The 25,102-nt window shown below is 74.9% G+C and carries 20 protein-coding genes; 5 read left to right on the forward strand and 15 right to left on the reverse strand.

Going from position 1 to position 25,102, the window contains the following annotated elements:
• Positions 1-72: 72 nt before the first annotated feature.
• Both nirD and AS188_RS07930 read left to right on the forward strand, forming a co-directional pair.
• Positions 73-549: a nitrite reductase small subunit NirD gene (gene nirD, locus AS188_RS07925; protein ID WP_373865623.1), complete on the forward strand. Its 477-nt coding sequence runs from the start codon at positions 73-75 to the stop codon at positions 547-549.
• A gap of 9 nt (positions 550-558) precedes the next feature.
• Positions 559-1,566, forward strand: coding sequence for an alpha/beta hydrolase family protein (locus AS188_RS07930; protein WP_058858400.1), 1,008 nt, complete (start codon positions 559-561; stop codon positions 1,564-1,566).
• 180 nt (positions 1,567-1,746) lie between these two features.
• Here AS188_RS07930 and AS188_RS07935 read toward each other — a convergent pair whose 3' ends face one another.
• Positions 1,747-3,294, reverse strand: coding sequence for an alanine/glycine:cation symporter family protein (locus tag AS188_RS07935; RefSeq protein WP_236944932.1), 1,548 nt, complete (start codon positions 3,292-3,294; stop codon positions 1,747-1,749).
• Positions 3,295-3,513: 219 nt separating this feature from the next.
• On the opposite strand from AS188_RS07935, the gene AS188_RS07940 reads away from it, so the two are divergent.
• Both AS188_RS07940 and AS188_RS07945 read left to right on the forward strand, forming a co-directional pair.
• Entirely contained in the window at positions 3,514-3,990 is a 477-nt protein-coding gene (locus tag AS188_RS07940) for a universal stress protein (RefSeq protein WP_058858402.1), read from the forward strand.
• A gap of 199 nt (positions 3,991-4,189) precedes the next feature.
• A complete protein-coding gene (locus tag AS188_RS07945; protein WP_058858403.1) occupies positions 4,190-5,455 on the forward strand; it encodes a heparan-alpha-glucosaminide N-acetyltransferase domain-containing protein in 1,266 nt (421 codons plus the stop codon).
• A gap of 163 nt (positions 5,456-5,618) precedes the next feature.
• On the opposite strand, the gene AS188_RS07950 is transcribed toward AS188_RS07945, so the two are convergent.
• Positions 5,619-7,514 carry a phospho-sugar mutase gene (locus tag AS188_RS07950; RefSeq protein WP_058858404.1) on the reverse strand — a complete coding sequence of 632 codons (1,896 nt, stop codon included), beginning with the start codon at positions 7,512-7,514 and terminating at the stop codon, positions 5,619-5,621.
• A gap of 47 nt (positions 7,515-7,561) precedes the next feature.
• The gene (locus AS188_RS07955) at positions 7,562-8,410 is read right to left on the reverse strand and encodes a purine-nucleoside phosphorylase (RefSeq protein WP_058858405.1); all 849 of its coding nucleotides are present in this window, start codon (positions 8,408-8,410) and stop codon (positions 7,562-7,564) included.
• A gap of 83 nt (positions 8,411-8,493) precedes the next feature.
• Between AS188_RS07955 and AS188_RS07960 the strand changes: the two genes are divergently transcribed.
• On the forward strand, positions 8,494-9,915 hold the full coding sequence (locus AS188_RS07960; RefSeq protein ID WP_058858406.1) for an NAD(P)H-quinone dehydrogenase: 1,422 nt from the start codon (positions 8,494-8,496) through the stop codon (positions 9,913-9,915).
• Between the two features lie 79 nt (positions 9,916-9,994).
• On the opposite strand, the gene AS188_RS07965 is transcribed toward AS188_RS07960, so the two are convergent.
• The 12 genes from AS188_RS07965 to AS188_RS08020 all read right to left on the reverse strand — a co-directional run bounded on the left by AS188_RS07965 (position 9,995) and on the right by AS188_RS08020 (position 25,099).
• A complete protein-coding gene (locus AS188_RS07965; RefSeq protein ID WP_058858407.1) occupies positions 9,995-11,401 on the reverse strand; it encodes an MFS transporter in 1,407 nt (468 codons plus the stop codon).
• A gap of 174 nt (positions 11,402-11,575) precedes the next feature.
• Positions 11,576-12,262 (reverse strand): 4'-phosphopantetheinyl transferase family protein, encoded by a 687-nt coding sequence (locus AS188_RS17115; protein WP_169797992.1) that lies wholly within the window; start codon positions 12,260-12,262, stop codon positions 11,576-11,578.
• Complete coding sequence (locus AS188_RS07975) at positions 12,259-13,125, reverse strand: thioesterase II family protein (RefSeq protein WP_058858408.1); 867 nt, start codon at positions 13,123-13,125, stop codon at positions 12,259-12,261. Before AS188_RS07975 ends, AS188_RS17115 begins: the two co-directional genes overlap by 4 nt.
• A gap of 8 nt (positions 13,126-13,133) precedes the next feature.
• Positions 13,134-14,933 carry an acetyl/propionyl/methylcrotonyl-CoA carboxylase subunit alpha gene (locus tag AS188_RS07980; RefSeq protein ID WP_058858409.1) on the reverse strand — a complete coding sequence of 600 codons (1,800 nt, stop codon included), beginning with the start codon at positions 14,931-14,933 and terminating at the stop codon, positions 13,134-13,136.
• A 130-nt stretch (positions 14,934-15,063) separates the two neighbouring features.
• On the reverse strand, positions 15,064-15,699 hold the full coding sequence (locus tag AS188_RS07985; RefSeq protein WP_058858410.1) for a Maf family protein: 636 nt from the start codon (positions 15,697-15,699) through the stop codon (positions 15,064-15,066).
• A gap of 157 nt (positions 15,700-15,856) precedes the next feature.
• Entirely contained in the window at positions 15,857-16,930 is a 1,074-nt protein-coding gene (gene adhP, locus AS188_RS07990; RefSeq protein WP_017834229.1) for an alcohol dehydrogenase AdhP, read from the reverse strand.
• Positions 16,931-16,983: 53 nt separating this feature from the next.
• Positions 16,984-18,531 (reverse strand): acetaldehyde dehydrogenase ExaC, encoded by a 1,548-nt coding sequence (gene exaC / locus AS188_RS07995; RefSeq protein WP_058858411.1) that lies wholly within the window; start codon positions 18,529-18,531, stop codon positions 16,984-16,986.
• Between the two features lie 142 nt (positions 18,532-18,673).
• Positions 18,674-19,882, reverse strand: coding sequence for a sigma-54-dependent transcriptional regulator family protein (locus AS188_RS08000; RefSeq protein WP_058858412.1), 1,209 nt, complete (start codon positions 19,880-19,882; stop codon positions 18,674-18,676).
• Positions 19,883-20,039: 157 nt separating this feature from the next.
• The gene (locus tag AS188_RS08005; RefSeq protein ID WP_058858413.1) at positions 20,040-21,437 is read right to left on the reverse strand and encodes a dicarboxylate/amino acid:cation symporter; all 1,398 of its coding nucleotides are present in this window, start codon (positions 21,435-21,437) and stop codon (positions 20,040-20,042) included.
• 69 nt (positions 21,438-21,506) lie between these two features.
• A complete protein-coding gene (locus tag AS188_RS08010) occupies positions 21,507-23,237 on the reverse strand; it encodes a DUF885 domain-containing protein (protein WP_058858414.1) in 1,731 nt (576 codons plus the stop codon).
• Positions 23,238-23,294: 57 nt separating this feature from the next.
• On the reverse strand, positions 23,295-23,519 hold the full coding sequence (locus tag AS188_RS08015) for an acyl-CoA carboxylase subunit epsilon (protein ID WP_058858415.1): 225 nt from the start codon (positions 23,517-23,519) through the stop codon (positions 23,295-23,297).
• On the reverse strand, positions 23,516-25,099 hold the full coding sequence (locus AS188_RS08020) for an acyl-CoA carboxylase subunit beta (RefSeq protein ID WP_058858416.1): 1,584 nt from the start codon (positions 25,097-25,099) through the stop codon (positions 23,516-23,518). The genes AS188_RS08015 and AS188_RS08020 overlap by 4 nt, the downstream gene beginning before the upstream one ends.
• Positions 25,100-25,102 lie beyond the last annotated feature (3 nt).

A 25,102-nucleotide genomic window follows, 5' to 3' on the forward strand; every position in this document is an offset into this window, starting at 1 on the left:
CGGGTGCGGCGCACGGGCGAAACCCGCCGCGCCTAGCGTCGGGTCCGACACCCCGACCCGCAGGAGGACCCCGTGACGCTGACCCACCCCGGCCCCGCCACCGCACCCGGCCTCGCCACCGCGCCCGGCCCCGCCACCGCGCACCGCCGAGGGACCACGACCGGACCCGCGTCCGGTCCCGCGGGTCAGCCCGCGGCCGAGCGCTCCTGGTACGACGTGTGCGCCCTCGCGGACCTCGAGCCCCTGTGGGGGGAGGCCGCCCGGGTGGGCGGCCGCCAGGTCGCGCTGTGGCGGCTCGACGCCACGACCGTGCTCGCCGCCGACCACCGCGACCCCCGCACGGGGGCGTGCGTGCTCGCCCGCGGCATCCTGGGCTCCCGCGGCGGGGCCGTGACCGTGGCCTCCCCGCTGCACAAGGAGGTCTACGACCTGGCCGACGGCCGGTGCCTGAGCGGCCCGGGCCCGGTGCTGCCGGTGCACCCGGTGCGCGTGGCCGACGGGCGCGTGCTGGTCGGCCTGCCGCCCGGGAACGGGGCCGCCGCTCACTAGGATGGGCGCGTGAGAGCCGACACCCCTCCCGCGCAGCGCCCGCCGCGCTCCCGCCCCGGCCGGCGCCTGCGCGCGGCCCCCCGCCGTCCGGTGGCCACCGCCCTCGGGCTCGTGCTGCTCCTGCTCGTCCTGACCGCCGTGGCCCTGCTCGTGGGCCGTCCGGGCGGGACGCCCGGGGCGGACGACGACGGGGCCGCCGAGACCGTCGCGTGCGGGACCTGGGGCCTGGAGGGGGTCGAGGCGCCGGTGCGCGGCCCGGACGTCCCGCACAGCGGCGGGCTGTTCGGGGTCGACCTGTTCGGCCCCGGCGAGCAGTGGCGCGACCGCTTCGGGCTGGAGTTCGAGCACGAGGGGATCGCCAGCGGCTACCACGTGCTCGCCGACGGCGTGGACCCGGAGCGGCCGGTCGGGGTGGTCTACCACTTCCACGGCGACGGCGGCTTCGAGTACGACCACCCCGAGTACGCCGTCTCCTGCATGGCCGAGGTCGCCCGCGAGCGCAACATGCTGCTCGTGGTCCTGCAGACCCCCGACCACGACGACCCCGAGGTCACGTGGTGGGAGGAGCGCGGGCGCAACGGCGAGTGGTTCCGTGCCCTGGTCGAGCAGCGCCTGCGCGCCGACTACCCCCTCGACCCGGAGCGGACGTGGTTCACCGGCTACTCCGGCGGGGCCCAGTTCATCAGCCAGGAGCTGCTGGCCGACCACGCCGACCTGCTCCCCGGCGGCGGGGCCGTGATGATGGGCGGCGGACAGCGCCCGAACTCCGATCCCGCCACGGAGCCCACGGCGGCGCAGCTCAAGGACCTGCGGCTGCACTGGGACGTGGGCCGCCTCGACGACGGCTCCGACCCGGCCGCGACGTTCGACGCCCTCTCGGCGGCGCGCGACGGCTACCGCTGGTACACCCGCTGGATCGGCTTCGAGGACACCAGCCTGGAGGTGCGCCGCGGCATCGACCACTTCGGCCTGCCCTACGCCGGGATCCTCGAGGACGTCCTCGACGGCGAGCTCTAGCCCCGGACCCGGACGCGGGAAGGCCCCGGCGACTCGGCGTCGCCGGGGCCTTGCCGCAGGGTTGCCGGTGGCGGATGGCCTGTGGCCGGACGACCGGAGACCGCAGTGCCGGGATCGGGCCCGCTGGCCGGCGGGCAGGGGACCGGGCCGGTGGGCCGGGGACCGCCGTGCCGGATCCGGTCAGGACGGCCGGCCGGCGGCGGCCTCCTCGGGCTCGACGCCGAGGCGGTAGAGCTTCCCGCTGCGGCGGTCGGCGAGGTACTCCTTCATCTCCCGCTTGATCACGGGCAGCAGCAGGTAGACGCCGAGCAGGTTGACGAAGGCGCAGACGAACAGTGCCGCGTCCGAGAACGCGATGACCTCGCTGAAGGTCAGCACGCAGCCGGCGACGGTGAAGAAGAGGTAGACGATCCGGAAGACCATCCCGCTGGTGCGGGAGCGGCCGAAGAGGTACTCCCAGGCCTTGAGCCCGTAGTAGAACCAGGTGACCAGGGTCGAGAACGCGAACAGGACCACGGCGATCGCGAGGATCACCGGGAACCACGGGATGACGGTGGCGAAGGCGTCGGAGGTGAGGATGACGCCGTCGGGGGTGCCCTCCCCGGCCTGGACCTGGGCCATGCCCGCCCCGAAGCTGGGGGCGCCGGCGATGATGATGGTCAGGGCGGTCATCGTGCAGATGACCACGGTGTCCACGAACGGCTCGAACAGCGCCACGAAGCCCTCGCTGACGGGCCGGCGGGTCTTCACCGCGGAGTGGGCGATGGGGGCCGAGCCGAGGCCGGCCTCGTTGGAGAACGCCGCGCGCTGGAACCCGACGATCATCACGCCGATGACGCCGCCGGCCACGCCCTCGGGCGAGAAGGCGCCGTCCACGATCGAGGCGAACGCCGCCGGGACGTGGTCGAGGTTGACGAGGATGACCACGAGGCAGGCGGTGACGTAGACGACGCCCATGGCCGGCACGAGCCGGCTGGTCGTCGCCCCGATCGAGCGGATCCCGCCGATGATCACCGCGCCCACGAGGGCCGCGAGGACCAGGCCGAACACGAAGGCCGCCGTGGCGCTGCCCAGGAAACCGTCCGCTCCGCCGGTGACGTTCTGCACCTGGGCGAAGGTCTGGTTGGCCTGGAACATGTTGCCGCCGGCGGAGCCGAAGAACAGGATGGCCACCGCGAAGACGCCCGTGAGGATCTTGGCGGGCCACCGGCCGAAGCGGCCGAAGGCGATGGGAAGGTACTTGAAGGGCCCGCCGCTGACCGTGCCGTCCTCGTGGACGTCGCGGTACTTCACGCCGAGGGTGCACTCGGCGAACTTCGTGGCCATGCCGAGCAGCCCGGCGCAGATCATCCAGAACGTGGCCCCGGGCCCGCCGAGGGCCATGGCGGCGCCGACGCCGGCGATGTTGCCCAGCCCCACGGTGCCCGACAGGGCGGAGGTGAGCGCCTGGAAGTGGGGGACCTCGCCGGGGTCGTCCTTGGCGGAGAAGCGACCGCGGACCACTTCGTAGCCGACCTTCAGCCCGCGGAACTGGATGAAGCCGAAGTAGACGGTGAAGACGACGCCGGCGGCGATCAGCCAGGCCACGACGGCGGGGAAGCTCAGGTCGCCGATGGTGATCGGGAAGAAGACGATGCTGGAGAAGACCTCGGTGACGGGGGCGAAGGCCGAGTTGACGGCCTCGTCCACCGCGGCGAGCCAGCCCACCTCCTCGGTGACGGTGGTCATGGGGAGTGTGTGCGCGATCTGCATTCCCCAACTACAGCGGGGAAATGTGACGCACGCAACACCGGAGGAGGTTTTGCCCCCACAATTTCCGGACGGGAACGCCCGGGTGTGCCCACGGGTGGAGCCGTGGCGCCCGAAGGGGGGCCTGGCCGCCCGCCGCCCGTGCTGTGATACTGATCGCACACGACCGGCAGGAAACGAGCGCGGGAGGTCCGGACCATGGCGAACGAGGCAGCGGCGGGCATCGTGGTGGGGGTCGACGGGTCCGAGGGCTCCGTCGAGGCCCTGCGCTGGGCGGCGCGGATGGCACCCGTCCTGGGTGCGCGGATCCGGGCGGTCGGGGCGTGGGAGTACCCGCCCGAGTACGCGGGCTACGTGCCGATCGGCAGCGACAACTTCGACGAGATCACCCGCAAGCGGGCCGAGGCGGCGGTGCGGGAGGCGTTCGGCGACGACCTCCCGGAGGGGCTCACGACCTCCGTCGTCTTCGGCCACCCGTCCCGGGTCCTCGTGGAGGAGAGCGAGGACGCGGCCATGCTCGTGGTGGGCCGGCGCGGCCACGGCGGCTTCCGCGGACTCCTGCTCGGCTCCGTGAGCGCCGCCTGTGTGTCGCACGCGCACTGCCCCGTGCTCGTGATCCACGAGGACGGCGGGACCCGCTCCGAAGGGGGCGAGAAGGCCCGGAAGCGGCGCTGACCTGGGAGTTTACCCATCATTCAGATGCATGAGATTGATCACGGAATCGTGATCTTTTCGTGACCTGTTACGGCTGTCCCCTGTAGTGTGGTTGCCGCCCCCCAGCCGATGCGCCGATCCGTCGCGTCCTGCCCGCACGGGCGGGGGCCAACCGACGGCGTCGAACCGCAGGGGGACCTCGATGACCATGGCACCGCACATGGCCCAGCACGAAGCACCGCACACCGAAGCGCAGGGGAGCGCGCCGGCCCGCCCGGGCGAACCCCGCGACCGGTCCCGGGCACGCCGGGGCAAGCGCCTCGTCGGCGTCGATGCCGCGCGCGGTCTCGCGCTCGTGGGCATGGTCGCCGTGCACACCCTGCCCGTCTACGACGCCGAGGCCCAGCGCGCCACGCTGTCCTGGTCCCTGTTCAGCGGCCACGCCTCGGCCCTGTTCGCCCTGCTCGCCGGCGTCGGTCTCGCCTTCGGCTCGGGCGGCCCGGCACCGCGCACCGGCCGGGCGCTGACGGCCGCCCGGTGCGCCACCGCCGTGCGCGCCCTGCTGCTCGGGCTCGTGGGCCTGTCCCTGAGCCTGCTGCCCCTCCCGGTGGCCAACATCCTCCCGTACTACGCGACCCTGTTCCTGCTCGCCCTGCCGTTCCTGGGCCTGCGCATCCGCCACCTGCTCACGGCCGCGGCCGCCGCGATGCTGCTCACGCCCTTCCTCATGCAGCTCGCCCTCGACGTCCTGCCGCCCGACGTGCACGGCAACCCCAGCCTGCGCACCCTCGCCGCCCACCCCGAGGCCGTGCTCCCGCAGCTGCTGCTCACCGGCACGTACCCCGCGCTGCCCTGGCTGGCCTTCCTGCTCACGGGCCTCGCGATCGGGCGGATGGACCTGCGCGAGGTCGAGGTGCAGGTGCGCCTGATGCTCTCCGGCGCCGGGCTGGCCGTGCTCGGCTGGGGCGCCTCCGCCCTGGCCCTCGGGCCCCTCGGCGGCTACGACGCCATCGCCGCGGCCACCCCGCAGTACGGGACCGACCGGATCGACGAGGTCATCGTCTACGGCCCGGACCCGGAGCTGCCGACCACGACCCTGTGGTGGCTCACCGTCCCGGGCCCGCACACCAACACGCCCTTCGCCATCGCGCTCAGCCTCGGCGTCGCCGTCGCGGCCCTGGGCCTGTTCCTCCTGCTGACCCGCGCGCCCGCCCTGGCCGCCGTCCTGCGCCCGCTCACGGCGGCCGGGGCCATGACCTTCACGCTCTACACCGCGCACCTGGTGTTCATGGCCCAGCGCCTGCACACCGGCGCCCCCGTGGCCTGGTTCTGGACCCAGATCGCCACGGCCCTGGTGCTCGCCCTGCTGTGGCGGGGCCTGTTCGGCCAGGGCCCGCTCGAGCGGGCGGTCGCGACGGCCTCGCGCGCCGCGGGCCGCGCCGTGATCGGCCGCGGGCCCGCGGCGGCGCGCGCCGACGGGGCCTGAGCGCCGGCAGGCGCCGACGGGGCCTGAGCGCCGGCGGGCGCACCGCGCCCGTCGTCGCCGGCCGGTCACGGACGCGGGCGACGACGACGGGCGCGGTGCCGCCCTCCCGCTCGTCGCGCCGGTGCCGCGGGGAGAACCGCGGGACCGTCCCGGCGCCGGTGTCCTACAGGCCCAGCGCGGTGCCCAGCTCGGCGCGCACCGCCGCCAGTCGCCGCGCGGCCGCGGTCCGGGCGGCGGGCAGCTGCGCCCGGTCGTCCACGGGCAGGACGACCTCGAGATAGCACTTGAGCTTCGGCTCGGTGCCCGAGGGGCGCACGACGACCCGCGTGCCGTCCTCGGTGAGCAGCCGCAGCCCCTCGGTGGGCGGCAGCCCGGTCGCGGGGTCGGTGAGGTCCTCGGTCCGCGCGACCGCCGACCCGGCCAGCGCGGCCGGCGGGTGCTCGCGCAGGGCCGCGAGCATGGCGGGGATGCGGGCGAGGTCGGCCACGCGGACGCTGAGCTGGTCGGTCGCGTGCAGGCCGTGGGTGAGCGCGAGGTCGTCCAGGACGTCCTGGAGGACGCGGCCCTGCCCGCGCAGCTCGTCGGCGAGCACGGCCACGGCCACCGCGGCGCCGATCCCGTCCTTGTCCCGCACGACCTCCGGCGAGACGCAGTAGCCGAGGGCCTCCTCGTAGCCGTAGACGAGCCCGGGCACGCGGGCGATCCACTTGAAGCCGGTGAGCGTCTCGCGGTGGCCCAGTCCGGCCGCGGCGGCGATCCGGCCGAGCAGGCGCGAGGAGACGATCGAGCAGGCGAGCACCGCGTCCTCGCCCCGGCCGGCGGCCGCCCGCGCGGCGGCGGCGCCCAGCAGCGCGCCGACCTCGTCGCCGCGCAGCACCCGCCACGCGCCCCCGGGGGACCCGGACGCCGCGGCGTCGCCGGCCCGGTCCGGCCCTCCGGCCGCGCCGCCCGCACCGGTCGCGCCGGGGGAGGTCGCCGGCGCGGGAGTCCCGGCGGCTCCGGGGCCCGGCGGCGCGGCCACCTCGGCGGGTGCGTCCGGCCCGGCGGGGCGCACCGGCACGGCCACCGCCACGCGGTCGGCGTCGGGGTCGTTGGCCAGCACGAGGTCGGCCCCGACCCGGCGGGCCTCGGCGAGGGCCAGGTCCAGCGCCCCGGGCTCCTCGGGGTTGGGGAAGGCGACCGTGGGGAAGTCCGGGTCCGGCTCGGCCTGGGCGGCGACGGGGTGGACGTCGGGGAACCCGGCCCGGTGCAGCGCCTCCGTCGTCGTCGTCCCGCCGACCCCGTGCAGGGCGGTGTGCACGATCCGCAGGCCGCGTGGCGCGCCCGGCGCGGCGGGGGCGACCGCGGGCAGGACGGCGTCGAGGTAGCGCCGGGCGGTGCCGGCCGGCAGCACGGTCCAGCCGCGCTCGGCGCGAGGGATCGAGGCGACCGGCCCCACGGCGTCGATCCGCGCGGCGATCTCCCGGTCGTGCGGGGCGACGATCTGGCAGCCGCGGGCGGCGGGCTCGACGGCCCGCCCGCCGAGGTAGACCTTGTAGCCGTTGTCCGCCGGCGGGTTGTGGCTCGCGGTGACCATCACGCCGGCCTCGGCGTCGTGGGCGCGCACCGCCCAGGCCAGCACGGGCGTGGGCAGGGGCGCGGGCAGGACCAGCGTCTCGATGCCCGCGGCGGTGAGCACCGCGGCGGTGTCCCGGGCGAAGACCGCCGAGTTGTGCCGGGCGTCGTAGCCGACCACGGCCCGCGGCGGGCGCTCCGGGTCCGCGCCGGAGCCGCGGGTCAGGGCGAGGACGTGCCCGGCGAGCCCGGCCGCGGCCCGGAGCACGACGACCCGGTTCATCCGCATCGGCCCGGCGCCCAGGGCTGCGCGCAGCCCGGCCGTGCCGAAGGCCAGGGTGCCGGCGAAGCGGTCGGCGAGCTCGGCCCGGGCGGCGGCGTCCCCGTCCCCGGCGCGGTCCGCCAGCTCCTCGAGCTCGGTGCGGGTGGCCGGGTCCGGGTCCTCGGCGGCCCAGGCGCGGGCGGCGGCGAGCAGGTCCTCGCCGGTGCGGGGGGCGTCGGTCATGGCGGGTCCTCCAGGCGGGGTGCTCGTCGGGTGCGGCGCGGGCCGGCTCAGAGCGCGGCGACGATCCGGGCCAGCAGCGCCGAGATCCGGGGGCCGGCCGCCCGGCCGGCCTCGAGGACCTCCTCGTGGGAGAGCGCGGCGGGGGAGATGCCGGCGGCCTGGTTGGTCACCAGGGACAGCCCGAGCACCTCCATCCCGGCGTGCCGGGCCGCGATCGCCTCCAGGGCGGTGGACATCCCCACGAGGTCCGCGCCGAGGATCCCGGCCATGCGGACCTCGGCGGGGGTCTCGTAGTGGGGGCCGGGGAACTGGGCGTAGACGCCCTCGTCCAGGGACGGGTCGATCCGGCGGGCCAGCGCGCGCAGGCGCGGGGAGTAGAGGTCGGTGAGGTCCACGAAGGTCGCGCCCTCCAGCGGGGAGCGGCCGGTGAGGTTGAGGTGATCGGAGATCAGCACCGGGGTGCCCGGGCCCCACGCCGGGTCCAGCCCGCCGCAGCCGTTGGTGAGCACCATGGTGCGGGCCCCGGCGGCGGCCGCGGTGCGCACCCCGTGCACGACCGCGCGCACGCCGCGGCCCTCGTAGTAGTGGGTGCGCGCCCCGATCACGAGCGCGTGGGCGCCGCCGGGCGTGCGGATCGAGCGCAGGGTGCCGACGTGGCCCTCGAGGGCCGGCGGGCTGAACCCGGGGATCTCGGCGGCGGGCACCTCGGCGACCGTCTCGCCGATCAGGTCCGCGGCCTGCCCCCAGCCGGAGCCGAGGGTCAGGGCCAGCTCGTGGGTGTCCACGCCGGTGGCCCGGCGCAGCGCCTCGGCGGCCTCGCGGGCCAGGGCGGCGGGGTCGTCGGCGCGGTCGGGCCGGAGGTCCCGGTGCGGGTGCTCGCTGTGCTGGGTGTCCACCCGCCCGAGGCTACCGCACGGGGGCTGCGGGGCCGGGGCGGCGCGGTTGCCAGGCCGCGACGGGCACCTGCAAGAATGGCCGGGTGAGTGCACACAGCGAATTCTCCATCCAGAAGCTCGTCATCATCGGCGGCGGCCCCGGCGGCTACGAGGCCGCGCTGGTCGCCGCCAGCCTCGGCGCCGAGGTGACGATCATCGAGAAGCAGGGCCTCGGCGGTTCCGCGGTGCTCACGGACGTGGTGCCCTCGAAGACGCTGATCGCCTCGGCCGACGCGATGACCCGCTTCGCGGAGGCCGCCGACCTCGGGGTGCACGTGCGCGGCAGCAAGGACGGCAACGAGATCAACGACCTCGCGGTCGACCTCGACAAGGTCAACACCCGCCTGCTGCGCCTGGCCGCCACCCAGTCGCGCGACATCAAGCGCGGCCTCGAGCGGGTGGGGGTGCGGGTGATCGCCGGCACCGGGCGGCTGCTGAGCCCCACGGAGGTGGAGGTCACCACCGAGGACGGGCTCGAGTACACCCTCGAGGCGCAGGCCGTGCTGCTGGCCGTGGGCGCCTACCCGCGGGAGCTGCCCACGGCGAAGCCGGACGGGGAGCGGATCTTCACGTGGAAGCAGCTCTACCACCTCACCGAGGTCCCCGAGCACATGATCGTGGTCGGCTCGGGCGTCACCGGCGCCGAGTTCGCCTCCGCCTACCGGGGCCTGGGCGCGGAGGTCACGCTGATCTCCTCCCGCGACCGGGTGCTGCCCGGGGAGGACGAGGACGCCGCCGTGGTGCTCGAGAACGTCTTCGAGCGCCGCGGCATGAACGTCGTCTCCCGCTCCCGCGCCCAGGCGGTCGAGCGCTCCGGGGACGGGGTGGTCGTCACGCTGGCCGACGGCCGCAAGATCGCCGGATCCCACTGCCTCGTGGCCGTCGGCGGGATCCCCGCGACCCAGGACCTCGGCCTCGAGGAGGTCGGGGTGGCCGTGGCCGACTCCGGGCACATCAAGGTCGACGGCGTCTCCCGCACCACGGTGCCGGGGATCTACGCGGTCGGCGACTGCACGGGCGTGCTGCCCCTGGCCTCGGTCGCCGCGATGCAGGGACGGATCGCCGTGGCCCACCTGATGGGCGACACCGTCAAGCCGCTGCGCACCCACCTGGTGGCCTCCAACATCTTCACCTCCCCGGAGATCGCCTCCGTGGGCGTGAGCGAGAAGGCCATCGAGGAGGGCACCTACCAGGCCGACACCATCATGCTGAAGCTCTCGACCAACCCGCGGGCCAAGATGATGGCGGTCGAGGACGGCTTCGTGAAGATCTTCTCCCGCAAGGGCTCCGGCACCGTGATCGGCGGCGTCGTCGTCGGCCCCCGCGCCTCCGAGCTGATCTTCCCCATCTCGATGGCGGTCACGCACAAGCTGCACGTGGACGACCTCGCGGACACCTTCACGATCTACCCCTCGCTGTCCGGGTCGATCTCGGAGGCCGCCCGCCGCCTGCACGTCCACCTCTGAGCCGCCCGGCCCACGAGGAAGGGCCCCGCCGCCGGTGATCATCGGCGGCGGGGCCCTTCGTCCGCGGGCAGGGAACGCGTCAGCGGCGGGTCCCCACGCTGGTCATGTCCACGTCCTTGGTCTCCGGGGAGAACCACAGCGCCACGAGCGTGAGCACCGCGCCGAAGGCGAGGTAGAGGCCCACCGCGCCCACGCCGTGCTCGGCGTTGAGGTAGACGGCGACGTAGGGGGTGATCGCCGCGCCGAGGATCGAGGAGGCGTTGTAGGCCACGCCCGAGCCGGTGTAGCGCACGTTGGTCGGGAACAGCTCCGGCAGGATCGCCGACATCGACCCGAAGGTCAGGCCCATGAGGGTCATGCCCACGGCCAGGAAGACCAGCACGCGCACGAGGCTGACGTCCTCGCCGGTGCCCACGGCGGCCGGGTCCATCAGGGTGCCGAAGAGCAGCCCGAAGCCCAGGATCGCGGCGGTGATCACGAGCTGGGAGCTGCGCCGGCCGTACTTGTCGGCCAGGCGCCCGGAGACGGGGACCATGGCGGCGAACAGCAGCACGGCCAGCAGCTGGAGCACGAGGAACTCGCGGTAGGGGATGCCCAGCCCGCCGTTCTCGGGCTTGCCGATGCCGTAGGACAGGATCCAGGCGGTCATCAGGTAGAAGAGCACGTAGGTGGCGAGCATGATGAACGTGCCCTGGACGATCTGCAGCCACGAGGTGCGGAAGACTTCGGTCAGCGGGGTCTTCACCTTCTGGCCCTGCTCGAGCGCCTGGCGGAAGACCGGGGTCTCCTCGAGGCGGAAGCGCACCCACAGGCCCAGCACGACCATCACCACGGAGGCCAGGAACGGGATGCGCCAGCCCCAGGTGAGGAAGGGGTGGTCGGCACCCTGCTCGGCCACGGACACGAAGCCCATCACGAGGGTGAGCACGAGGAAGAAGCCGTTGGCGAGGATGAAGCCGAACGGCGCGCCCAGCTGCGGCCACATGGCGGCGCGGGCCCGCTTGCCCTCCTCGGCGTACTCGGTGGCCAGCAGCGCGGCCCCCGACCACTCGCCGCCCAGGCCCAGGCCCTGGCAGAAGCGCAGGATCGTGAGGATCAGCGGGGCCCACAGGCCGATGGAGTAGTAGGTGGGCAGCAGGCCGATGAGGAAGGTGGCGACGCCCATGGTCAGCAGCGCGCCGATCAGGGTCGCCTTGCGGCCGATGCGGTCGCCGTAGTGGCCGAAGATCACGGAGCCGATGGGGCGGGCCACGAACGCGGCGGCGAAGGTGGCCATGGAGGCCAGCAGCTTGGCGGTCTCGTCCTGGCCCGTGAAGAACAGGGCGGGGAACACGGCCACGGCCGCGGTCGCGTAGACGTAGAAGTCGTAGAACTCGATCGTGGTGCCCACGAGGGACGCCATGATCACGCGGCGGCGGGGAACGGCGGTGGCGGAGGACAGCGAGGGGGCGGACGCGGCGTCCGCCCCGGTCACCGATGAGGACATGGGGATACCTCGGAACAGTTCGCGGTGGGTGGGGAACAACCCCCACATGCTACGCGGCCCGTCCGAATGCTGAGTCGTCCGTCCCACATCGTGGACACATGCGGGCTCGCCCGCGGGCGGCCCGCCGGGCCCGGCCCCGGGGAGGGGCCGGCGTGGCCGGCCGCTGCCGGGAACTCAGTCGGCGCGCACCGTCAGCGCCGCCCGGACGGTGCGCGGCAGCCCCTCCAGGTCGAGGGTCCGCCAGCCGGGCACGGGCCGGGCGGGCTCGGGCCCGGCGCCGACGAGGTCGAGGGCCGGGTCCCGCGACAGGCCGGTGCCCATCGCCTTGAGCAGCGACTCCTTGCGCACCCACACGACGGTGGTCGCCCGTGCCCGGCGGCCGCGGCGCACCCGGGCGAGCGCGCGCTGCTCCTCGGGGTGGAGGACGGCGGCCACCTGCCGGGCCGCCGCGAGGGAGGGGACGGTCTCGAGGTCGGCCCCGAGCTCGCGCGGGCCGGTCGCGAGCAGGACGTGCTCGCCGCTGGAGCTCAGCGAGAAGTGCACGCCGGGCACCCCGGGCTTGCCGTGGCGCCCGGCGGGGCCGGGCAGCGGGGCGATCGGCACCGCGGCGGGGTCCGTGCCGAGGCGGGCGGCGAGCACGGCGCGCAGCAGGCACCGGCGGGCCTCGAAGGCGTCCCGGTCGGCGGCGCGCCGGAGCCGGTCGCGGCGGGCGCGCTCGGCGGCGTCCAGCCAGGCGGGGGCCACGGTGCGCGCCCAGGGCACGAGCCGGGCCAGGCGGGCGTGCACGAGGGCGGCGCCCTCCGCGCCCGGGGGCACGGGCAGCCGGGCGCCCGGGGCCCCGGACGTCCCGGGGACGCTCACCGGGGCGGGTCCGAGGGCGGGGCCGGCGGCGGGGCCGACGACGACGGGCCCGCGCACGCGGCGAGGTCGGCGAGCAGCTCGTCGCGGTGCTCGGCCAGCGGGTGGTGGCCGCCCTCGTACTCGCGCACGTGCACCGGCCCGCCGGCGGCTGCCCGCCAGCCGGCCATGGCGGCCCGGCCCACCGTGGCGTCGCGGGTGCCGCGCAGCAGCAGCAGCGGGGCGGCCACGGGGGCGGGCAGCCGGTCGTGCGCCAGGGACAGGCGCAGGTCGGCGCGCAGCACCGGCAGCTGCAGGGCCAGCAGCTCCGGATTGGCCAGCACCGCCTCCGGGGTCCCGCCGAGCCCGCGCAGCCAGCGCACGAGGGCCTCGTCCGAGTCCAGCTCGTCGGCGCGCAGCCCGGCCGGGCCGTCCCCGTCCGCGGGCTCGTCGGCGCCGGGCCCGTCGGTGCCGGGCCCGTCGGTGCCGGGGGCGGCCTTGGCGGAGAGCGCCAGCAGCGCGGGGCGCAGCCCGTGGCGGTGCTGGAGGGCCGAGGCGAGTTCCGCGGCCACGGCCGCGCCCATGCTGTGGCCCAGGACCACGAGCGGGACCCCGTCCCCGGCCCACGGCGCGGCGGCGGCCGCGGCGGCGGCCTCCTCGGCGAGGGCGGTCAGGGACGGGGCGGCCGGGTCCCGGAAGCGGGACTCGCGGCCGGGGTACTGCACGCCGAGCACGTGGACGTCCTCGCGCACGAGGAAGCGCCAGTACCCGGCGGCGGCCCCGGAGGGCGGGCAGCACAGCACCCGCAGCCGCGGCGCGGCCGCCGGGGCGCCGGTGCGCAGCCGGGCCTGCGCCGAGAGGTCGACGAGGCTACGGGGCTCGCTCACGGCCGGCCTCAGGAGATCGTGGCCAGGACCGTGCCCGCGGAGACGGTGTCCCCGGGGGTCACCGAGAGCCCGGAGACCGTCCCGGCCTTGTGGGCGGTCAGCGGCTGCTCCATCTTCATGGCCTCGAGCACGAGCACGAGGTCGCCCTCGGCGACCTCGTCGCCGTTGTCGACCGCGATCTTCACGATCGTGCCCTGCATGGGCGAGGTCAGCCCGTCCCCGCCGGCCGCGGCCGCGGTGCCGCCGCGGCTCGCGCGGGACCGGCGCGGCTTGGACGCGGACCCGGCCGGCTTGGCGACCCCGGCGGCCGCGGCCGCCGGCAGGACGACCTCGAGGCGCTTGCCCGAGACCTCCACGACGATCGCGTGGCGCTCCTCGGCCTCGGGACCGGCCTCGGGGGTGGCCTCGAACGGCGGGACCGTGTTGTCGAACTCGGTCTCGATCCAGCGGGTGTGCACCCGGAAGGGCTCCCCGCCGGCCGGGGCGAACGCGGGGTCCTCGACCACGGCCCGGTGGAAGGGCACCACGGTGGGCAGCCCCTCCACGCGCAGCTCCCGCAGCGCCCGGCGCGAGCGCTCGAGGGCCTGCTCCCGGGTCGCCCCGGTGACGATCAGCTTCGCGAGCATGGAGTCGAAGTTCCCGCCCACGGTCTCCCCAGCCTCCACGCCCGAGTCGACGCGCACGCCGGGGCCGCTGGGCAGGGACAGGGCGGTGATGGTGCCGGGGGAGGGCATGAAGTTGCGGCCGGGGTCCTCGCCGTTGATCCGGAACTCGATCGAGTGCCCGCGCACGGCGGGGTCGTCGTAGCCGAGGGCCTCGCCGCGGGCCAGCCGGAACTGCTCGCGCACCAGGTCCAGGCCCGTGACCTCCTCCGAGACCGGGTGCTCGACCTGCAGACGGGTGTTGACCTCCAGGAAGGAGATCGTGCCGTCGGCGGCCACGAGGAACTCGCACGTGCCCGCGCCCTGGTAGCCGGCCTCCTTGAGGATCGCCTTGGAGGACTCGTAGAGCCGGCGGTTCTGCTCCTCGGTCAGGAACGGGGCCGGGGCCTCCTCGACGAGCTTCTGGTTGCGCCGCTGCAGCGAGCAGTCGCGCGTGGAGACGACCACCACGGTGCCGTGGGCGTCGGCCAGGCACTGGGTCTCGACGTGGCGGGGGGCGTCGAGGAAGCGCTCCACGAAGCACTCGCCGCGCCCGAAGGCCGCGGTGGCCTCGCGCACGGCCGACTCATAGAGCTCGGCGACGGCCTCGCGCTCGCGGGCGACCTTGATCCCGCGCCCGCCGCCGCCGAAGGCGGCCTTGATGGCGATCGGCAGCCCGTGCTCGTCGGCGAAGGCGAGCACCTCCTCGGCGGAGGAGACGGGGTCGGTGGTGCCGGGAACCTGCGGGGCGCGGACCTTCTCGGCGATGTGCCGGGCGGCGACCTTGTCCCCGAGCTTGGCGATCGCGGCCGGGGGCGGGCCGATCCAGGTCAGCCCGGCCTCGAGCACGGCCAGCGCGAAGTCGGCGTTCTCGGAGAGGAACCCGTAGCCCGGGTGCACGGCGTCGGCACCGGAGCGGGCGGCGACCTCCAGGAGCTTGTCGGCCACCAGGTAGGACTCCGCGGCGGTGGCCCCGCCCAGCGCGTAGGCCTCGTCGGCCATCCGCACGTGCAGCGCGTCCCGGTCCGGCTCCGCGTAGACCGCCACGGAGGCGATCCCCTCGTCCCGGGCGGCACGGATCACGCGCACGGCGATCTCGCCGCGGTTGGCCACGAGGACCTTGGTGATGGGGCGGATGGCGCCGTCCGCAGGGCTGTGGTGGGTCACGTTGCACTCCTTGTCGAAATCCTCGGATGCACTGTATTCCCCGGCGCGCTCGATCGCCCAACCACCGGCCGGGCGGCCCGAAATGCGCCCCGGTTTCTGTAGGACTCCTACAAAGGACCGGCCGGGGTGCTCAGGGGCGCGGGGTCCACAGCTCGGGCACGCCCACCCCGGCCTCCGCCAGCAGGCGGCGCAGCACCGCCAGGCTCAGGCCGACGACGGCGTGCACGTCCCCCTCCACGCGCTCGACGAACGAGGCCCCGAGGGAGTCGATGGTGAAGGAGCCCGCCACGTGCAGGGGCTCGCCGGTGGCGACGTAGGCGGCGACCTCGTCGTCGGACATCGGCGCGAAGAAGACCTCGGCGCTCGCCGGGGCGCCCCCGGCGAAGCCCGTGCCGCCGGCGGCGGGGCCGCGGGTGTCCACGAGCCAGTGCCCGGTGTGCAGCACGCCCGAGCGACCGCGCATCGCCCGGATGCGGGCGGTGGCCACGGCCGGGTCCAGCGGCTTGCCGTGGACCTCGCCGTCGAGGGCGAAGACCGAGTCGCAGCCCAGCACGAGGGCGCCGGCGGCCTCGGGCAGCGCCGCCACGGCCTCCGCCTTGGCCCGGGCCAGGACCATCGCGGTCTCCTCGGCGCCGGTCACCCCGCGCTCCCGGACCACGGCGTCCTCGTCCACGTCGGAGACGAGCCGGTCGTGGCCGATCCCGGCGTCGGCCAGCAGCTTGGTGCGGGCGGGGGAGCGGGAGGCGAGGACGAGGCGGGGAGTCACCGTCCCAGGATACGCAGGCCGTGCGCGCGAGGGGCCGCGCTGCGCCCTCGCCCACGCGCGCGGGGCCGCGTCCTGCTGATGAGACGTTCTCCCACCGACAGGACGCGACCCCTCACGATCGCCCGGGACGGGACGCGACCCCTCGCGTCCGCCCGGATCAGTACTCGACGACCACGCGGCCCTCGATCTTGCCCTTCTCCATCTCGTCGAGGATCGCGTTGACGTCCTCGAGCGGACGGGTGCTGTAGGTCGGGTGGATCAGACCGCGCGCGTAGAAGTCGAGGGCCTCGACCATGTCCTGGCGCGTGCCCACGATGGACCCGCGGATGGTCAGGCCCTTGAGCACGATGTCGAAGATCGGCGCCGGGAAGTCCCCGGGCGGCAGACCGTTGAACACGATCGTCCCGCCGCGGCGGACCATGCCGATCGCCTGGCCGAACGCGGCCGGGTGCACGGCGGTCACCAGCACGGCGTCCGCACCGCCCGGGATCTGCGCGAGCACGGCCTCGGCCGGGTCCTCCGCGAACGCGTTGACGGTGATCTCCGCGCCGTGCTTGCGGGCGAGGGCCAGCTTGTCGTCGGCGACGTCGACCGCCGCGACCCGCAGGCCCATGGCCACCGCGTACTGCACGGCCAGGTGCCCCAGGCCGCCGATGCCGGAGATCACCACCCACTCCCCGGGCCGCGCCTCGGTCATCTTCAGGCCCTTGTAGACGGTGACCCCGGCGCACAGCACCGGCGCCACCTCGTACGGGTCGGCGCCCGCGGGGATCTGCGCGGCGAAGCGGGCGTCGACCAGCATGTACTGGCCGAAGGACCCGTCGATGCTGTAGCCGCCGTTGACCTGCTCCTCGCACAGCGTCTCCCAGCCGGTGCGGCAGTTGCGGCAGTGCCCGCACGCCGAGGCCAGCCAGGCGTTGCCCACGAGGTCGCCCTCCTGCACCTCCGTGACCCCCGGGCCGAGGGCCACCACCGTGCCCACGCCCTCGTGGCCCGGGACGAAGGGCGGGGTGGGCTGGACCGGCCAGTCGCCGTGGGCGGCGTGCAGGTCGGTGTGGCACACACCGGTCGAGATCAGCTTGACGAGGACCTGGCCGGGGCCGGGCTCGGGGACCGGGAGGTCCTTGACCTCCAGGGGCTGCCCGAAGGCGGTGACGACGGCGGCGGTCATGGTGCCGGGGACCGCGGTGGCCGCGGACTCCTGGACGGTCGGGGCTTGCTGGGCGTTCATGGTGCTCCTCCTGGAACGGGACGGACGGTCGGGACGGGCCGGGTGAGGGCGGTTTAGAAGAAGCCCTGGGCGTCCTCGGAGTAGGAGACCAGCAGGTTCTTGGTCTGCTGGTAGTGGTCCAGCATCATGAGGTGGTTCTCGCGGCCGATGCCCGAGGACTTGTAGCCGCCGAACGCGGAGTGGGCGGGGTAGTTGTGGTACTGGTTCACCCACACGCGCCCGGCCTGGATGTCGCGGCCGGCGCGGTAGGCCAGGTTGCCGTTGCGGGCCCAGACCCCGGCGCCGAGGCCGTAGAGGGTGTCGTTGGCGGTGGCCATGGCGTCGGCGTAGTCGGTGAAGCGGGTGACCGACAGGACGGGCCCGAAGATCTCCTCCTGGAAGATGCGCATCGAGTTCTCGCCCTCGAACACCGTGGGGGAGACGTAGAAGCCCTCGGCGAGGTCCCCGTCCAGCACGTTGCGCTCGCCGCCCACGAGGACCTTCGCGCCCTCCTGCCGGCCGATGTCGATGTAGGAGAGGATCTTCTGCAGCTGGTCGTTGGAGGCCTGCGCCCCGACCTGGGTGTCGAGGTCCAGCGGGTTGCCCTGGACCATGCCCTTGACCCGCTCGACGCCGTCCGCGAGCAGCCGGTCGTAGATCGAGCCCTGGATCAGGGCCCGCGAGGGGCAGGTGCAGACCTCGCCCTGGTTGAGGGCGAAGAACGCGAAGCCCTCCAGCGCCTTGTCGTAGAAGGAGTCCTGGGCCGCGGCGACGTCCTCGAAGAAGATGTTCGGGGACTTCCCGCCCAGCTCGAGGGTCACCGGGATGATGTTCTGGGACGCGTACTGCATGATGAGCCGGCCGGTGGTGGTCTCGCCGGTGAAGGCGATCTTGCGGATCCGGGGGCTGGAGGCCAGCGGCTTGCCGGCCTCCACGCCGAAGCCGTTGACCACGTTGACCACGCCCGGGGGCAGGATGTCCGCGAGCAGCTCCATGAGCACCATGATCGAGGCCGGGGTCTGCTCGGCCGGCTTGAGCACCACGGCGTTGCCCGCGGCCAGGGCCGGGGCGAGCTTCCACACGCCCATGAGGATCGGGAAGTTCCAGGGGATGATCTGCCCCACCACCCCGAGGGGCTCGTGGAAGTGGTAGGACGTGGTGTTGTCGTCGAGCTGGGAGAGGGTGCCCTCCTGGGCGCGGATGGCCCCGGCGAAGTAGCGGAAGTGGTCGATGGCCAGGGCGATGTCCGCGTTGATGGTCTCGCGCACGGGCTTGCCGTTGTCCCAGGTCTCGGCCACGGCGAGCATCTCGAGGTTCTGCTCCATCCGGTCGGCGACCCGGTGGAGCACCAGCGCCCGCTCGGCGACCGGGGTCTTGCCCCAGGCCGGGGCGGCGGCCCACGCGGCGTCGAGCGCGGCGTCGATGTCCTCGGCGGTGCCGCGGGCCACCTCCGTGAAGGGCTTGCCGTTGACCGGGGAGATGTTCTCGAAGTACCGGCCCTGCACGGGCGGGACCCACTGTCCGCCGATCCAGTGCTCGTAGCGGGGCTTGAAGGTGACCTTCGAGCCCTCGGTGCCCGGCTGCGCGTAGACGGTGGTGAGGGACTGGGTTTCAACGCTCATGGTGACCTGCTCCTGGTGCGTGACGGTGCGTGTGGCACGGGTGCGGACCGCCTCGTCCGCACCATCGTGTGATGCGGATCACGCTACGGGGGGCCACGTTGCACGCACGTTGCACGCACGGTGCGGCGGGCGCCGGGGCCGGTCAGCGGCGCAGCCGCTCCAGCTCGAGGACGGCCTCGGCGCGGGCGGGGGAGCGGGCCGGCAGGAGGCGCAGCAGCAGCGCCCACGCCTCGGCGTCGTCGGCGGCCTCCGGCAGGGTGAGGTACTCGCGCACGGCCTCGGCCGAGCCGTCGGTGAGGACGGCCTCGCGCAGGAGCCCGGTGAGGCGGTGGCGCAGGGCCACGAGGGACGGCGCCTCGGAGTGCGGCAGCAGCGCCCCGGTGTACTCGCGCAGCGCCCGCCGGTGCGAGCCCCGGGCGAGCAGCTCGAGCACCCGGCCCGCATCCGAGGGCAGCGGGGTCTCGAGCCGGTAGGGGCGGGAGGCGATCGCCGGCCCGCCCCGGGACTCGAGCAGCCGGCGCAGCCGCAGGACCTCGGCGCGCACCGTGGTCTCCTGTGCCCGGCCGGCCCACAGCTGCTCCGACAGCTCCGCGGTGCTCAGGCCGTTGCCGGCGCGGGACAGGGCCAGGAGGATCTCGGCGTGGCGCTCGGTGAGCTCCAGGGCCTGCCCGTCCAGCACCAGTGCCGGCGGGGCGTCGCCGAGCACGCGCAGGAACGCGCCGTGGGCGGGGGCGGCGGACGGCGCCGCCGCGGCGTTCTCGGAGCGGCGCGCGGAGCGCAGGGCGAGGGCGAGCTCGGCCCGGGCGGCGCGCACTGCCGCGCCGACCAGCGCCCGGGTGGCGGGGCTCGCGGCGGCGTCCCCGCCCGTCAGGTCCACGGCCCCCAGCAGCGCCCCCGTGACGGGGTGCAGCAGGGGGGCAGCCGTGCAGGTCCAGGGCCGGGCCTCGGGGTAGAAGTGCTGCTCGCGGTGCACGGTTACGGGCCGGCGCAGGACCAGGGCGGTGCCCGGGGCGTTGGTGCCCACGGCCGGCTCGGACCAGTCGGCGCCCTCGACGAAGCCCATGGACTCGGCCCGCCGCCGGGTCGCGGCGCTGCCCCGGACCCGCAGGATCACGCCGCCGGGGTCCGTGACGGCCACGACCAGCCCGGTGTCCTCGGCCAGCGGGGTGAGCAGCTCGTCGAGCACGGGCATCAGCAGCCGCAGCGGGGAGCGGGCTTCCCGGACGTCGGAGCCGTCCAGCACGACCCGCGGGGTGCAGCGCTCGGGCGCCGAGAGGTGGTCCAGCGACCGGGCCCAGGACAGTCGCAGCAGCGGGTCCGTCGTCGTCGGTCCCTCCGCCGGTGCGCCCACGCGCAGCCTCCTGTCCCGTGCTGTGACCCAGCTCTCATGCCCGTCCCAGGGTAGCCCGTGACGCGTCCAGGAACAGCGAGGGGCGGGGAACTGCCGGAATGCGTCGAGCATTCTCCCAGTTCCCCGCCCCTCGCGGTGGGGACGGCGGCGCCGGGGCTCAGCGGGCCCCGGTCGCCGCGGCCTCCTCGGGGGTGGCGCCCTCGGGGGCGGCGTCCTCGGGGACGAAGGGGTCGCCGGAGCGCGGGGCGTCGTAGAGCTCCCGGTCCAGCAGCCCCTCGCGGTGGGCGACGATCGTGGGCACCAGGGCCTGGCCCGCCACGTTGAGCGCGGTGCGGCCCATGTCGATGATCGGGTCCACGGCCAGCAGGAGGCCCACGCCGTCGAGCGGCAGGCCCAGTGTGGACAGCGTCAGGGTGAGCATCACGGTGGCGCCCGTGGTGCCGGCGGTCGCCGCGGAGCCCAGCACGGACACGAGCGCGATGAGCACGTAGTGCGTGACGTCCAGCTCGATCCCGTAGAACTGCGCGACGAACAGGGCGGCGATCGCGGGATAGACCGCGGCGCAGCCGTCCATCTTGGTGGTGGCGCCCAGGGGCACCGCGAAGGAGGCGTAGGCGCGGGGCACGCCGAGGTTGCGCTCGGTCACCCGCTGGGTCAGCGGCATCGTGCCCACGGAGGAGCGCGAGACGAAGCCCAGCTGCACGGCCGGCCACACGCCGGAGACGTACTGCTTCACGGACAGCCCGTGCAGGCGCACGAGCACGGGGTAGACCACGAGGGCCACGACGAGCAGGCCGGCGTAGACGGTGGCGACGAAGGCCAGCAGCCCGCCCATGGAGGTCCAGCCGTACTCGAAGACGGCCCTGCCGATCAGCCCGAGGGTGCCCAGCGGGGCGAGGCGGATGATCCACCACACGACCTTCTGCACCACGGCCAGCGCCGAGCGGACCACGGCCAGGAACGGCTCGGCGGGTTCGCCGACCTTCAGGGCGGCGATGCCCACGGCGGCCGAGACGACGAGCACCTGCAGGACGTTGAAGCTCGTGGTGGTGGCCACCGCCCCGGCCCCGGTCACGGTGGAGGAGGCCTGCAGGCCCAGGAAGTTGCCCGGGACCAGGCCGGTGAGGAACGCGAGCCAGGACCCCTGGGTCCCCTCGTAGGACTCCGCGGGGGCGCTCGCCCCGGTGCCGGCCCCGGGCTGGACCACGAGCCCGAGCACGAGGCCCACGACCACGGCGATCAGCGCGGTGATGCCGAACCACAGCAGCGTCTTCCAGGCCAGCCGGGCCGCGTCGGAGACCTCCCGGAGGTTGGCGATCGAGGAGATGACGGCGGTGACCACGAGCGGGACGACCGCGGCCTTCAGCAGGGTGACGTAGCTGGTCCCGATCGTGTCGAGGGCGGTCATCAGCCCGTTCGGGTCGGTGTCGGGATCACCGCCCAGCGCGTCGGCGGCGAGGCCGAGGGCGACGCCCAGGACGAGGGCGAGGACGATCTGCGGCCCGAAGGCGGTGGCCCAGCGGGGCAGACGCGGAGTGCTTGAAGCGGAAACCATGGGCGCCACAGTACGGCGGCGTACAATAGCGTGTCGAGCTTGTGTGACGCGTTTGTGACGTCGGGCAGATCACAGGTTCAGGGCGAACTCCAAGGTGTCGAGGCCCACGGAGCCCAGCCGCAGCGCCCGCGTGTGGAAGTCCCGGAGCCGGAACCGCGCCCCGGCGGCCGCGCGCGCGTGCTCCCGGGACCGCTCCCACAGCCGCTGGCCCGCCTTGTAGGAGGGCGCCTGGCCCGGCCAGCCGCGGTAGCGCAGCCACTCGAAGCGCAGCATCGGCTCGGCCATCACGATGTTCGCGCGCAGGAACCGCCAGCCGTCCTCGGCGCTCCACACCACCCCGGGGCGGGCCCCGCCCAGGGCGTCCCCGAGCTCGCCCGGGACGGTGAACCCGCAGTGGAAGCCGATGTCGAAGACCACCCGGGCGGCGCGCAGGCGCTGGGAGTCGAGCATGCCCATCCGGTCCCCGGGGTCCTCCAGGAAGCCGAGCTCGTCCATGAGCCGCTCGGCGTACAGGGCCCACCCCTCGCCGTGGCCGGAGACCCACAGTCCCGCCCGGCGCCACAGGTTCAGCTCGGCGGCGTTGGCCAGGGCGGTCGCGAACTGCAGGTGGTGGCCCGGCACGCCCTCGTGGTAGACCGTCGTCGTCTGCTCCCAGGTCGTGAAGTGCTCCGTGCCCTCGGGCACCGACCACCACATCCGGCCCGGCCGGGAGAAGTCCGCGCTGGGGCCGGTGTACCAGATCCCGCCGTCGTGGGTCGGGGCGATCCGGCACTCGAGCCGGCGCATGGGCGCCGTGATCTCGAAGTGGGTCCCAGCCAGCGCGTCGACGGCCGCGTCGGAGAGCTCCTGCATCCACGCCTGCAGGGCCCCGGTGCCGTGCAGCCGGCGGGCGGGGTCGGCGTCGAGGAACGCCACGGCCTCCGCCACGGAGGCGCCCGGGACGATCCGGCGGGCCAGCCGGCGCTGCTCGTCGACGATGTCGGCGAGGTGGTCCACGCCCCAGGCGTAGAGCTCGGCCGGGTCCACGGTGGCGCCGAGGAACTCCCGCAGCCGCAGGGCGTACTCCTCGGGCCCGACCGCGTCGGTTCCCCGGGCCCGCACGGTCAGCTCCCCGGACAGGGCGTCGGCCAGCCCGGTGTAGGCCTCCCGGGCGGCGGCCGCGGCGGCGGCGACCTCCTCGCGCAGCGCCTCCGGGACGCGCCGGTGCCGGGCGAGCCGGTCGAAGAACCCGCCGGGCGCCGCGTAGCCGCGGGCCTGGCGGGCGGCCGTGCGCATCTGGTCGGCGGAGGCCGACCGGCCACGCGCCTGGGCCTGGTGCAGCGCCCGCAGATAGCCGGCCACGGCCCCGGGCACCGCGCGCAGGCGCTGCGCGACGGCCCGCCAGTCCTCGGCGCCGCCGCGCGGCAGCCCGTCGAAGACCTCCCGGATCTCCTGGACGGGGGAGGCGATGTTGTTGACCTCCCAGCCGGTCAGCCCGGCCTCGTGCAGGTCCAGGCCCACGCCCAGCCGCTCGCGCAGGGCGTGGGCGGTGACCCGGTCGGTGTCGTCGGAGGGGGCGGTGCGGGCCAGCTCGGCGAGGGTGTCCCGGGCTGCCTCGGCCCACGCCCGCGGACCGTCCGGGCCGTAGTCCCGGTAGCCGGTCTCGTGCGGGCGGATCCCGTGCAGCGCGGCCTGCGCGGGGTCCAGCTCGAGGGTGCGGGCGTACCAGCGCTCGGCGACGGCGTCGACCGCGGTGGCGTGGCGGGTCCCGGCGGGCACCGGGTCCCCGGAGGGCGTGGTGGCGGACAGGTGGGCGGTCATGCGGGCCACCCTAGCGCCGCGGCCCCCACGGTGGGTGCGGGCCTCAGCCGGGGCGGATCACTCCTCGGCCCGGGAGCGCCGCCACGCGCCGCGGCCGGGGCGCAGCCGCAGGCCCAGGCGCATCCGGCGGAACTGGGCGCGCGGACCGGTGGCCGCCCGCTCGTCCTGCTCGGCCGGGGGCCGGCGGGCGAGCAGGACCGCGGTGACCGCGGCGACCTCCTCGGGGGTCGGGCTGCCGGCGACGAAGCGCAGCGCCGGCGCCTGCTGCTCGGGGGCGCTCACAGCGGGATGTTCCCGTGCTTCTTGGCCGGCTGCGTGGCGCGCTTCTCGCGCAGGGCCCGCAGCGCCCGGACCACCTGCAGCCGGGTCTCCGAGGGGGCGATCACGGCGTCCACGTAGCCCAGCTCCGCGGCCTGGTAGGGGTTCAGCAGCTCCTCCTCGTACTTCTGCACGAGCTCGGCGCGCAGCGCGTCGACGTCCTCGCCGCGCTCGGCGGCGGCCGCGAGGTCGCGGCGGTAGAGGATCTCGACGGCGCCCTGCGCGCCCATCACGCCGATCTGGGCGGTGGGCCAGGCGAGGTTGACGTCGGCGCCGAGCTTCTTGGAGCCCATCACGATGTAGGCCCCGCCGTAGGCCTTGCGGGTGATCAGGGTGACCAGGGGCACGGTGGCCTCGGCGTAGGCGTAGAGCAGCTTGGCCCCGCGGCGGATGATGCCGTTGAACTCCTGGTCGGTGCCGGGCAGGAACCCGGGCACGTCCACGAGGGTGAGCACGGGGACGTTGAACGCGTCGCAGTGGCGCACGAACCGGGCGGCCTTCTCCGAGGCGGCGATGTCCAGGGTCCCGGCGAACTGCAGCGGCTGGTTGGCGACGATCCCCACGGTGTGGCCCTCGACCCGGGCGTAGCCGATGAGCACGTTGGGCGCGTAGAGGGACTGCATCTCGAGGAAGTGGCCGTCGTCGACGACCGCCTCGATCACGGCGCGCATGTCGTAGGGCTGGTTCGCGGAGTCGGGCACGAGCCCGTCGAGGGCGAGGTCGGCCTCGGTGGTCTCCTCCTCCTGGTCGTGCTCGAGCAGCGGGGCCTCGTGGAGGTTGTTGGCCGGGAGGAACTCCAGCAGCTCGTGGACGAACTCGAAGGCGTCCTGCTCGTCCTCGGCGAGGTAGGTCGCGGTGCCGGTCGTCGTGTTGTGCTGCCGGGCCCCGCCGAGGGTCTCCATGTCCACGGTCTCGCCCGTGACGGTCTTGATCACGTCCGGGCCGGTGATGAACATGTGCGAGGTCTTGTCGACCATCACGATGTAGTCGGTCAGGGCGGGGGAGTAGGCGGCCCCGCCCGCGCACGGGCCCATGATCAGCGAGATCTGGGGGACCACCCCGGAGGAGCGGACGTTCATGTTGAAGATGTCGGCGAACATCGCCAGGGAGGCCACGCCCTCCTGGATGCGGGCCCCGCCGCCGTCGTTGATGCCGATCACCGGGCAGCCGTTGCGCAGCGCGAACTTCTGCACCTTGACGATCTTCTCCCCGTTGACCTGGGACAGGGACCCGCCGAAGACCGCGAAGTCCTGCGAGTAGACGGCCACGAGCCGGCCGTCGACCGTGCCGTAGCCGCTGACCACGCCGTCGCCCAGCAGCTTCTTCGACTCCATGCCGAAGGCCGTGGAGCGGTGGGTCGCCAGGGCGTCGAACTCCACGAACGAGTCCTCGTCGAGCAGCATCTCCACGCGCTCGCGCGCGGTGTTGCGCCCCCGGGCGTGCTGCTTGTCGATCGCCGCCCGGCCCGCGGGCGCCTCGGAGCGGGCGCGCCGGTCGTGGAAGTCGGCGATCTTGCCGGCGGTGGTGGTCAGGTCGTGGCTCATGGC

Source organism: Kocuria flava (assembly GCF_001482365.1).
GTDB classification, from domain to species: domain Bacteria; phylum Actinomycetota; class Actinomycetes; order Actinomycetales; family Micrococcaceae; genus Kocuria; species Kocuria flava.

Excerpts from the sequence above, each read along its gene's own strand:
- AS188_RS07935 (WP_236944932.1), bottom strand. The coding sequence starts at position 3,294 with ATGACCACCGTCACCGAGGAGGTGGGCTGGCTCGCCGCGGTGGACGAG.
- AS188_RS07940 (WP_058858402.1), top strand. The coding sequence starts at position 3,514 with ATGGCGAACGAGGCAGCGGCGGGCATCGTGGTGGGGGTCGACGGGTCC.
- AS188_RS07945 (WP_058858403.1), top strand. The coding sequence starts at position 4,190 with ATGGCCCAGCACGAAGCACCGCACACCGAAGCGCAGGGGAGCGCGCCG.
- AS188_RS07950 (WP_058858404.1), bottom strand. The coding sequence starts at position 7,514 with ATGACCGACGCCCCCCGCACCGGCGAGGACCTGCTCGCCGCCGCCCGC.
- AS188_RS07965 (WP_058858407.1), bottom strand. The coding sequence starts at position 11,401 with ATGTCCTCATCGGTGACCGGGGCGGACGCCGCGTCCGCCCCCTCGCTG.
- adhP (WP_017834229.1), bottom strand. The coding sequence starts at position 16,930 with ATGAACGCCCAGCAAGCCCCGACCGTCCAGGAGTCCGCGGCCACCGCG.
- exaC (WP_058858411.1), bottom strand. The coding sequence starts at position 18,531 with ATGAGCGTTGAAACCCAGTCCCTCACCACCGTCTACGCGCAGCCGGGC.
- AS188_RS08005 (WP_058858413.1), bottom strand. The coding sequence starts at position 21,437 with ATGGTTTCCGCTTCAAGCACTCCGCGTCTGCCCCGCTGGGCCACCGCC.
- AS188_RS08010 (WP_058858414.1), bottom strand. The coding sequence starts at position 23,237 with ATGACCGCCCACCTGTCCGCCACCACGCCCTCCGGGGACCCGGTGCCC.
- AS188_RS08020 (WP_058858416.1), bottom strand. The coding sequence starts at position 25,099 with ATGAGCCACGACCTGACCACCACCGCCGGCAAGATCGCCGACTTCCAC.